The sequence below is a fragment of the Streptomyces sp. NPDC002265 genome (assembly GCF_040296125.1).
Lineage (GTDB): Bacteria > Actinomycetota > Actinomycetes > Streptomycetales > Streptomycetaceae > Streptomyces.
In genome coordinates, this window is the sequence record NZ_JBEOWS010000186.1 from 1 (window position 1) to 9777 (window position 9777).

General features: G+C 68.5%; 6 protein-coding genes and 2 pseudogenes. 2 read left to right on the top strand and 6 right to left on the bottom strand.

The features are described 5' to 3' along the window. Nucleotides 1-955 precede the first annotated feature (955 nt). The 3 genes and pseudogenes from ABT085_RS27940 to ABT085_RS27950 all read right to left on the bottom strand — a co-directional run. Nucleotides 956-2782 (bottom strand): annotated as a pseudogene (locus ABT085_RS27940) (AfsR/SARP family transcriptional regulator); the annotation flags it as partial. A 519-nt stretch (nucleotides 2783-3301) separates the two neighbouring features. Continuing rightward, entirely contained in the window at nucleotides 3302-3667 is a 366-nt protein-coding gene (locus tag ABT085_RS27945) for a helix-turn-helix domain-containing protein (protein WP_351613602.1), read from the bottom strand. A gap of 10 nt (nucleotides 3668-3677) precedes the next feature. Then, nucleotides 3678-3941, bottom strand: coding sequence for a hypothetical protein (locus ABT085_RS27950; RefSeq protein ID WP_351613605.1), 264 nt, complete (start codon nucleotides 3939-3941; stop codon nucleotides 3678-3680). A 1037-nt stretch (nucleotides 3942-4978) separates the two neighbouring features. On the opposite strand from ABT085_RS27950, the pseudogene ABT085_RS46765 reads away from it, so the two are divergent. Next, nucleotides 4979-5290 (top strand): annotated as a pseudogene (locus ABT085_RS46765) (transposase); the annotation flags it as partial. A 474-nt stretch (nucleotides 5291-5764) separates the two neighbouring features. On the opposite strand, the gene ABT085_RS27960 reads toward ABT085_RS46765, so the two are convergent. Genes ABT085_RS27960 through ABT085_RS27970 form a run of 3 tightly spaced genes read right to left on the bottom strand, consistent with a single transcriptional unit; the run spans nucleotide 5765 to nucleotide 8164 of the window. Continuing rightward, entirely contained in the window at nucleotides 5765-6775 is a 1011-nt protein-coding gene (locus ABT085_RS27960) for an ABC-2 membrane transporter-related protein (RefSeq protein WP_351613608.1), read from the bottom strand. After that, a complete protein-coding gene (locus ABT085_RS27965) occupies nucleotides 6772-7701 on the bottom strand; it encodes an ABC transporter ATP-binding protein (RefSeq protein WP_351613637.1) in 930 nt (309 codons plus the stop codon). The genes ABT085_RS27960 and ABT085_RS27965 overlap by 4 nt, the downstream gene beginning before the upstream one ends. Nucleotides 7702-7759: 58 nt before the next feature. After that, nucleotides 7760-8164, bottom strand: coding sequence for a GntR family transcriptional regulator (locus ABT085_RS27970; RefSeq protein ID WP_351613640.1), 405 nt, complete (start codon nucleotides 8162-8164; stop codon nucleotides 7760-7762). Nucleotides 8165-8832: 668 nt separating this feature from the next. Between ABT085_RS27970 and ABT085_RS27975 the strand changes: the two genes are divergently transcribed. Beyond that, nucleotides 8833-9276 carry a type 2 periplasmic-binding domain-containing protein gene (locus ABT085_RS27975; RefSeq protein WP_351613616.1) on the top strand — a complete coding sequence of 148 codons (444 nt, stop codon included), beginning with the start codon at nucleotides 8833-8835 and terminating at the stop codon, nucleotides 9274-9276. The last annotated feature ends 501 nt before the right edge of the window (nucleotides 9277-9777 follow it).

Genomic DNA, 9777 nt, shown 5'->3' on the forward strand with positions numbered 1-9777 from the left:
GCGGTCTGATAACTCACGCCCTGCTGACGCGCCCACTCCGACAGCTTCACAAGACGAAAATATCGAGATATGCGATTAGAGGTGACTATAAGTGACTAAAAAACCTGTAACAGCTTTTACCCCCTACGAACCGTGAGCCGCAGGGAGGAGCGGAACCTCCTCTCTCCCCGCCTGAACTGCCGGACAACCCCCACCGGTACAACCCATGGTTCCTGCCGCCCTGTGTGATCCTGCCCTGGGCGCGGGAGCCTTCGGCGGTAGAGCCAGCGAGGGATTTGGTGGAGCTATCGACCTCGCCGTCGCGCTTGCACCTCGACCCCGGACGCCTCGCTACCGCTCATGCCTGCCCCCGCGTGGAGTAGCCGAGGACCTCGAGGCGCCTCGCAGTAACGTGCTGGTCTTCCACGGGGTGGGCGGGATCGGAAAGACGACACTGTCCAGAACCCTGGAGGCAGCCCTCGCTGAGGTGTCCCCCGGAGTGTGGACACAGGGGCTCATGCCGCGATCGATAGCTTATCTGCTCGCAGATGCTGCTGTTCGAACTCCACCGGTGAGAGGTAGTTGAGGGAACTGTCGCGCCTGCGAGCGTTGTAGTAGGTGATGTCGCCGGGGATCGGATCGCCGATGAAGGGGACGATCAGGGTGCGGTCCAGGGCGTGGAGTTCGGCCTCGATGGTGATCGTCTCCAGCTGTCTGACAGCCGTGCTGGAGGAGGCGATGCGGGCACGGCAGGGGGTCGTGCGGCAGTGTCATCAGGCGACGGCCGGGTCTTCGCCGGAACCTGTCGCCAGGCCGGCGTCCGGCAGTCCGTGAGCGCGATCGGATCCGACGCGGACAGCGCACTCGCCGGGTCCTTCAACGCACCGTTCACACGCGAGACGCTCCAGGGCGCAAGCACCGGTCCAGCCAGTACGCAGGCCCCAGCCGCATAATCCGTGTCCACGATTCGAGGTCAAGGCCCGGGGTCCTTTAGGGGTGCTGTCCTGGCGTAGAGCCAGGCAAGGTCGTGCAGCCGATAGCGTCCAGGATCCAGCGGGGTGAGCAGTCCGGCGTCCACGAGATCTTCAAGGAGGTCCTCCGCTGCATCGGTGTCGCAGTCGAGCATGCTGCATGCTGAATCCAGCGAGATGAACGGGCTGACGTGCGCGCCGAGCATGCGGAAAGTGCGGGCTTGTTCTGGCTCGAGTTGGCGATAGCTCAGGTCGAGCGTCGCCCTGACGGCCAGGTCTCCGGCCCGGAGCTCATCCAGCCGATTTCGTTCGTCGGCGAGTTTGGCGGCCAGGACCGCCACGGTCCAGGTACGCCTGGCGGCGAGGCGGGATGCAGCGATGCGGATCGCCATGGGCAGGAAGCCGCATGCCTCGACCACGTCGAGGGCCGCCGCCTGCTCCGCCGCCACTCGTTGCTCTCCCACGATGCGCGTGAAGAGCTGCAGGGCTTCCCGCGGTGACATCACGTCCAGGTCCGCCAGGTGCGCCCCTGCGAGGTCCACCATCTGTACCCGGCTCGTCACCAGGGCCGCGCAGCCCTGCGTCCCGGGCAGCAGCGGGCGAACTTGTGCTGCGTCCCTGGCGTTGTCCAGCACTACCAGCACGCGGCGGCCGTCGAGCACCGACCGGTACAGCGCCGCCCGTTCGTGCAGGGTGTCCGGGATCGCCGGGGCCGGGGTACCCAAGGCACGCAGGAACGCGCCCAGTACCGTCTTGGGCTGCGCCGCCTGGTCCTCGGTTCCCTGGAGGTCGGCGTACAGCTGGCCGTCGGGAAAGTGGGCACGGACCGCGTGTGCTGTATGCACCGCGAGCGTCGTCTTGCCCACGCCGCCGATGCCGGCGAGCAGACAAACCGCCATCACCCGGCCCTCGGCCGAGGCGAGGGCGTTGCCGAGCTGCGCCACGACGGACGTACGCCCGGTGAAGTCGGATACCGTTGCGGGGAGCTGGGCGGGACGTACGACCGCTGTGTGGGGCTCAGGTGTTCCCGGGGACGGATCCGCCAGGCCTGGGTCCGCCTGCAGGATCCGCCCCTGGAGCTCCACCAGTCCCGGACCCGGGTCCACCCCCAGCTCGTCCGCCAGCAGGCGCCGCGTATCGGCATACACCGCCAGCGCCTCCGCCTGGCGCCCGCTGCGGTAGAGCGCCAGCATCAATTGTTCACGCAGGCGCTCACGCAAAGGGTGCGCCGCGGTCAGGGCCGTGAGCTCCGAAACCGTCTCCGCGTGGCAGCCCTGCTCCAGGTCCATGTCCAGGCGGGACTCGAGGAGTTGCAGCCGCCATTCCTCCAGCCGGACCCGCTGCGCCTCCACATAGGGGCCGGGCACTCCCGCCAGGGCCTCGCCGTCCCACAGCGCCAGCGCGCGGCCCAACGCTTCCCGGGCGTGACGCAGGTCCCCCGCCGTCCTCGCTTTTTCTGCCGCGGCTGCCAGTTCCTGCGCCACCGCCAGGTCCAGCACGCCTTCGCCCAGCGAACGGATCGCGTATCCGCCCGACTCGCTCACCAGGACACCCGGGTCCAGGACCTTGCGCAGACGCGAGGCGTAGGTCCGTACCGCCGCCAGTGCCTGGGACGGCGGCTCCTCGCCCCACAGCGCGTCGATCAGCTCGGCCGCCGTTGCCGTACGGCCCTCACGCAGCAGTAGCGCGGCCAGCAGAGCCCGTTGCTGGGGGGAACCCGTGGGCAGTGGCTCCTCCCCGCGCCAAGCGCGCACCGGTCCCAGCACGCTCAAGCGCAGTCCCGGCGCCCGGGCCGGAGGCGCAGCGGGCGCTGGTGTCCGCTGCGCGGGCAAGATCACCGCGCGCGGAGTATGCCCGAGGACGCGTCTCCACGCATCACCCCACAAGCGGTGCTCTGTTTCAGTGACCCCGCAAGCGACCAGGAAGCCGATGAGTTGATGCTCGTCGCGCGGCACCGTCCGGCCCTGCACGATGCGGTGAGCGGTGCTGTGCGGCAGCCTTCCCCACTCCCCCGCCCGCAGCTCCATGTCGCGCACCGCAGGCCGGCCAGCCCTCGCGTAAAGCTCCTGCAAGCCGGCCTTGAACTTGCCGACCGTGTCGACGTACATCGGACTCGGCGCCGGGCGAACGTCGCCAGAACGATGGTGTCCCGCCAAGTGGTGTAGCAGCGATCGCCGCGAAAGTGCAGGGTGTGGCCAGATGCGGGCAATAGTCGACCGGACGATCTGACGCTTTGTCAGTCGATGACGTCTATGGCGCGGCGCTGCCGGCCTTGGCGCGCCCTTCTCCGAGGCCAGAGCCGCGGGTTCCGCTCCGGCCATCTCCGGCAAGACGGCTCGCCTGATGAGCTGTCAGGTCGCAGAGATGCCGTGCAGGCCGATTGGGCGCGTGAGCTGCATCTTCGACGTGATCGCCGCTACACCGCTTGGCGGGACGCGACCGCCAGAACCGTAATGCTCGCCTCTGCGCGCCTTCCTCCACAGTTCCATCGCCATATCGGCCGAGGCACCGCAGGCCCGCGCGTACGCCCGAACGGCACGCGCGCTGGGCACGCCGTTTCCTGATGCCGCACGCTGAAGCGTTGTGGCGTGGCATCCTGCCCGGTCCGCCAGCTGGGCATAGGACCATCCTCCGGCCGCGCGCTGGGCGCGCAGCCAGCGGGCCAACTTCTCCAGCGCCCTGTTGGACGTGGCGATCGGTTTCTCCCTGCGCCCCACGGCCGTGCACCTACGGCGCCGGGATCGCGTGCGCCACCCGCGCGATCAGCGGTCCCAGCCGCTGCCCCGTGCCCCGCAGGGCCAGCAGTGTGGCCGTCGCGACCAGACCGGCACCGCCCAGCACCGCCAAGACCGACGATGCGTCCAGGCCACTGCCTGACATCACGCAGGCCAAGACGGTGATGACAACGATCACCACAGCATCGGGTGCCGAAAGCCTGTTGTGGGGTGCGTCGTCGACAACGCACCCCACCGAACGAGATGTGCGGGGCATGTCCTGCCTCCTGAGTTCGACGCGCGCGCTCAGGGCGCGTCGGCGTGTTGCGGGCTCCGGGGATGTCGCCCAACTGGTGTTTGCCGACACCAAGATGAGCACCTGCATCGTGGCATCGCCGCCTCGCGCCGGGCGAGCCCTCCGCAATCGTTGATGCGCCGGTGTCCACAGCCCGGAACACCGGCATCAATCGCCGTCGAGGGCAATCGCAGCTGTGACCTGGGAGTAGGCATCGCAGAGCACTTACAGGACCAGGCCCGTCCGGGAGATAAATGCGTCACCATCCCAGTCAGACCGGGCCAGCGATTGTCGCCGCCAGGCGTCCACTGCACACCACCACGAAAACGACCGACGCCCTGGCCTGGCGATACGCGCTCAGCAGAGGTGGCTGCCGACACAGAGACAGCGTCAGGCCCGCACATTCATCGAACATTTTCGGCATCGCGAGAAGCTCTCTGCGTCGGAATTCCTCCGGCTACTCCTGAGAGTTGCGGGCTCCACCCACGCGATCAGGAACCCAGCGGACAGACGTTGCCGCGTCAACCGCACAAGATCGGCGCTCCGTACTCGGAGCGCCGATCCCGCATGTCCGTACACCGGCGCCCCGACAGCGCGCACGTCATACCCTGAGATATCTGCCGCAGAGACCATCAGTCCGCTGGATGCCCGCAGTCGCCCTGTTCCTGTTTGCGCTGAACAGCTTGCGACACCGCCCCTGGCCCAGCGGGGCGCTACTCTCCCTGGGACCGGTTCGCCGCCACCGCGGCCTGCACGGCGCTGCGGATTTCCATGTCGACGTGCCGCTCGTCCCCCGCCTACGCCGACGCCGGGCCAAGGACCCGGCCGTCCCCGTCACCCATCTCCTGCACGAGATAAAGGAGATGGGCTACAGCGGCAGCGCCAACCTCCTGGTCCGCTACATCAGCCAGGGCCGCGTCGAAGCCGACCACGCCACCCTGTCCCCGCGCCGCGTCACCCGGCTTCTCGTCACTCATCCCGACCGCCTGCGCAAGGACCAGCTCGTCCTGCGTGACCAGCTCGCCGGCGCGTGCCCGCAGATGAGCGTCCTGGCCGCGTAGGTCAGAGACTTCGCCACTCTGCTGACCCCGTCCGCGGGCAACGCCAGAATTCTGACCGAATGGATCGCCCAGGCCCGGACTGCCGACCTGCCCTTCCTGCACTCTTTCGCCAACGGTTTCGAACGCGACCGTGCTGCCGTCGACGTCTCCTTGACCCTGCCCCATCACAACGGCCGCACCGAAGGCGTCAACAACAAGATCAAACTCATCAAGCGTCAGACCTACGGCCGCGCCGGACACGCTCTCCTTCGCCAGCGCATCCTGCTCAGCTGGCACCCGACCAGACCGACCAAGGGCTACGAAAATCTTGGAAGAGCCGAATGCCTTACAGTCCCGGGCGCGGGCGCTTTCGAGGGCGCGGACAAACCTGCGGGTACGGCGGTTGCGGTTCACGGGCGCGGGCCTCCCTCGATCCCGGGCCGCAGCGCGCAGCGGTCGGCCGTGGCAAGAGCCAGCGCGTCACGGGCCTATTCCGCGCTGTCAGAACTCAGCCGGTAGTACCGGCGCTGTGGTTGGCCCTGCTCTCGCTGGGATCGACCGCTTGCCACCGTGACTCCAGCCATCCTGCCGCCTCCAGGCGTACCAGGATCGGATGGATCGTCCCGCTCGGGCAGACCCGCCAGGCCGTGGCCGCCAGTACGCCCCAGGCGGCTGTCTGGGGCGTAGTGGCGGCCACCGGTCTACCGTGCGCGCAGAAGAAGGGCTGACCCGAGCGTCGAGGGACCGGCTCGTGGGTGTCAGGTGTCAGACGATGCGCTTGCGGCCGCGGACGAAGATGAACACGGTGACGGCTGCGGTCAGGGCGAACAGGATCGAGGCGCCGAACCACTGCATGCTGCTCATCTGCGACATCGGCAGGTAGTCCACCGACCAGCCCACGAGGTCGAACTTCTGAGTACAGACCTTCTCCGGCATCCCGTGTGCGACGCAGGTGCCCCAGCCGTAGGTCTGCCCGGATCCCGAGATGTACGACTGGTCGATCACCAGGGTGCCTTCAGGCATCTGCGGGAACGTGTCGTGGCCGATTCCCTTGTGGGTGGTGATCGTGAGGACGTGGCCGAGGTTCAGCCGGAGGTAGCTCCAGACCAGCTGGACGACGACGGCGAAGCCGAAGGTGACGACCATGGAGATCAGGCTGCGGCGCAGGAGCATGCCGATTGCCACGCCGCCCACGACGGTGAAGAGCGCGAGGGCGACGGGAACGGGGCCGGTGTTGTCGAACGCGGCGCCATCGCTCCACTCCAGAACTGTGGGCACGTGCTTGACCGGCCCCCACCACCGGCCGAACGCGACGGAGAGCGCCGCCGTACACACGATGACCACCAGGGCGCTGATTGCAAGCTTGGTGGCCAGCCAGCGGATGGGGGTGACGGACTGCAAGGCGACGAGTTTGGCGGTGCCGTTTTCCAGGTCGCCGGCGAGCAGAGGGGCGCCGAGGAACACGCCGAGCACGATGGGGATGAAGCCGAGGGCAAAGCCCACGAGCTGGAACCGTTGGGGGTGTGCGCCCTTGAGCCACGTGTCGGACGCCGAGTCGGGCCAGCCCTGGGCGGTGATCTGGTTTATCAGGTCGGCGCGCTGATAGACGAGCCACGCCACGCAGAGCGCGGTGATGGCGAAGAGGGTCCAGAAGCCGGCTCGGTGCTGGCGCCAGATGAGCCAGTTCAGGCCGCTGAGCCGGGGGCCGCGGGTGGCCGTGGGGGACGCGGCGGACCCGTTGGACCTGGTGGCGGGGGTCTTGGTCAGGTTGCTCATGCAGCCACCGTCCGCGAGCCGTTGGAGTTGTGGGTCTGGCCCGGGACGCGGGCTTCGGGGGTGATCAGCGGTGGCGCGTCGGGGCAGCGCAGGTAGGAGAGCAGGAGTTCCTCCAGGTTCGGCGTGTCGGCCTGCCACCGGCCGGTCACCGGGCCGTCGGGACGGATGAGGGCGGTGACCTGGCGTCCGCTGGTGCGGTATTCGACGAGGGTGTGGCCGGCGAGTTCCGCCGGGACGTCCTGGGCATGGCCCTGCCACCGGCTGTTGCTCTCGTCGCTCCGCGCGCCGTGCAACAACAGGTGGGCGCTGCGGAGTTCGTCCACATCACCGGCCATGCGCAGTCCGCCCGCGGAGATGACGAGGAGGAAGTCGCAGACGTTCTCCAGCTCGCTGAGCATGTGGGAGGACATCAGCACGGTGGTGCCGTGTTCGGCGGCCTCGGCCATCAACATGCTCATGAGTTCGTGGCGTACCAGTGGGTCGAGGTCGGACATCGGCTCGTCGAGCAGCAGCAGGTCGGGGCGCTTGCCGAAGGCGAGGGCGAAGGCGACCCGGGTGCGCTGCCCGCCGGAGAGGGTGCCGATCTTCGCTTCCATGGGCACATTGCCCGCGCGGACGATGCTCTCGGCGGCCCGCTGGTCCCAGCCGGGATTGAGTTCGCGGCCCATGCGCAGTGTCTCGGCCACGGTGAAGCGGCGGAACAGCGGTTTCTCCTGGGCGAGGAACGCGGTACGCCGTCCGGCCTCCGCGGATTCCGGTGCTGCGCCGAACACCTTGAGGGTGCCGTCCGTCGGCTGCAGCAGATTGGCGGCAATCGCCATCAGCGTGGTCTTCCCCGCGCCGTTGGGGCCCACCAGGCCGCAGATCCGGCCGGCCGGCAGCCGGAACGAGCAGTCCTGCAGGGCCCAGCCCCGCCGGTACTTCATGCCCACCCGGTTGGCCTCTATCGCCGGCTCCCTCAGCGGGCCCCCGACGTCTACGGCGTTACTCACTGGTACTCCTCGTTTCCGGACTTTCCGTTGTGCTGACGGCCGCCGTGGTGTGGGCGTACCGCTCCTCCAGGACCGACGCGACCAGCGCGGCCACGTCCTCCGGCTCCAGGCCCGCCTCGCGTGCCCGCGTCATCCACGCCTCCAGCTCCCCGCGCAATGGGGAGTCGGCACCCGCCTGGGGGCGGGCCAGTGAACGGCGGACGAAGGTGCCCAGGCCGGGCCGTGGTTCGGCCAGACCTTCACGTTCCAGCTCCCGATAGGCCTTCAGCGTGGTGTTGGGGTTGACCGCGCAGGTCTCAGCGACCTCCTTGGCGGTGGGCAGGCGGTCGCCCGGCATCAGAATGCCCAGCCGCAGCGCCTGTTTGGTCTGCTGGACGATCTGCTGGTAGGCGGGCATCCCGCTCCGCCTGTCGATGCGGAACTCCACGAACCTCTCAACACCCTTTAGCTAATTGATTAGTGGAATGATGATGCGACGGTGATCCAAGGCCTGTCAAACAATCCGGCTCCCGCAGCCCCTGTCGGGACAGAACGGTGACGGATTCATGACATGGGACCCTCTGGTCACCCAACCCACCCCCTGAACCTGTCCGCGCCCGCCGTTGGACAGCGGCAAAGCGCGCGAGCGAAGGCCGCGTACCTGCACTCATGGCACAAGCCCCTGACCTCGTCGAACAGGGGCTGCCGCTTCAGGCGGCCTGGACGGCAGCATCTGCTTCACGTCGGCGCGATCGAGGTTGCAGCTGCAGGGTGCTCGGCATCGACTGGGACCGAGGCGATCACTCGATGAGACACCGCGGCGAACGGGAGACCGGCCAGACGAAGAAGGACTCTCACCGTTGGTGGAGCCGTCGGTTGCCGAGGTCGGCCCGCTGCCGCACCGGCAGGGAGGCCGAGTTCCATCCGGCGGCGCAGGGTCACGCCCGGGTCGCGACAGGGCTTGTAGTGGTGCCACGACGCCTCGACGCGCAGACGGCGGGCGTGGCTGTTGCCGGTCTTGGTGATCGGCCCCTGGAAGCGGTTGGGGCCCGAGGAGTACGCCAGCTCGCCCGAGGCCGGGCCGGCATGGCCATAGGAGGCAGCTACGACGCCCCGGCCCTGGCAGCCGCGGCATCACTGACCACCAAGCAGCTGCTCGACCAGTTCGGGTTCATCGCCACGCCCGCCGGCCCCCGCGGCCATACCGCCACCCTCGCCGGCGGCATGGTCTACGGCATCTTCCGGCAGGCAGCCTCCCCCGATCTCGGCATGCGCCTGCTGCGCGCACTCACCTCCGTCGACGCACTGACCCGCATGTCCCAGAACACCTGGCAGTTGGCGGCGCACCGCACTCGAACAGGCCGCCCAGCACTCACCGTTCCTGCGCACCACCGGCACCATGCTGCAGCAGGCCGTCGTGCGCCCCGCCACCGTACGCACGCGTCTCCGCGCAGCTGCACGCACTCCTGGAATCGGTCCTCCTCGGACACCGGGAACCCCGGACCGCCGCCGCCTGGACCGCAGACGTGATCAGCGCCATCACCGGACTGCCCGTAGCCTGCCCCACGAACCGGCTCCGAAGGAGACAAGTCCCCTCAGGGGGACTTTCACTGACTGAGCCAAAGCTGCCCGCTCAGTCGGGGGACGGAGGTGAACAGTCCGTTGTCGCGCAGGGCGGCCCGCAGCGCGCCGCCTCTGCCGGCCTCACAGGTTGTCGCGTCACCCCTGCCCTTTGCCGTACGTCAGCTGCAGGTCCACCCCGTCGAAGACGTTGGCATAGGTCGCCGTCCCACCGTTCAAAGTCGGCTTCGGCAGGGCGCCAGGCCGGCCCAGGGTGACCAGTCGTCCTTGCCGGCTGGATCGTCCGGCTGCGGCTCGCCGCCGCGCCGGTCAGTCGAAGGCGCGCTCGCTGTCCAGGAACCGGGACACGTGGCTCACGAACAGCTCGGGGTACTGGAACAGCGCACCGTGCCCGGAGTCGGGGTAGATGATCAGCTGCGCACCCGGAATGTGCTGCTGCAGAATGTAGGA

Coding starts and splice junctions, on each gene's coding strand:
- ABT085_RS27970 (WP_351613640.1), bottom strand. CDS start 8,164: ATGCCCGCCTACCAGCAGATCGTCCAGCAGACCAAACAGGCGCTGCGG.
- ABT085_RS27950 (WP_351613605.1), bottom strand. CDS start 3,941: ATGCCCCGCACATCTCGTTCGGTGGGGTGCGTTGTCGACGACGCACCC.
- ABT085_RS27960 (WP_351613608.1), bottom strand. CDS start 6,775: ATGAGCAACCTGACCAAGACCCCCGCCACCAGGTCCAACGGGTCCGCC.
- ABT085_RS27965 (WP_351613637.1), bottom strand. CDS start 7,701: ATGAAGTACCGGCGGGGCTGGGCCCTGCAGGACTGCTCGTTCCGGCTG.
- ABT085_RS27975 (WP_351613616.1), top strand. CDS start 8,833: ATGGCCATAGGAGGCAGCTACGACGCCCCGGCCCTGGCAGCCGCGGCA.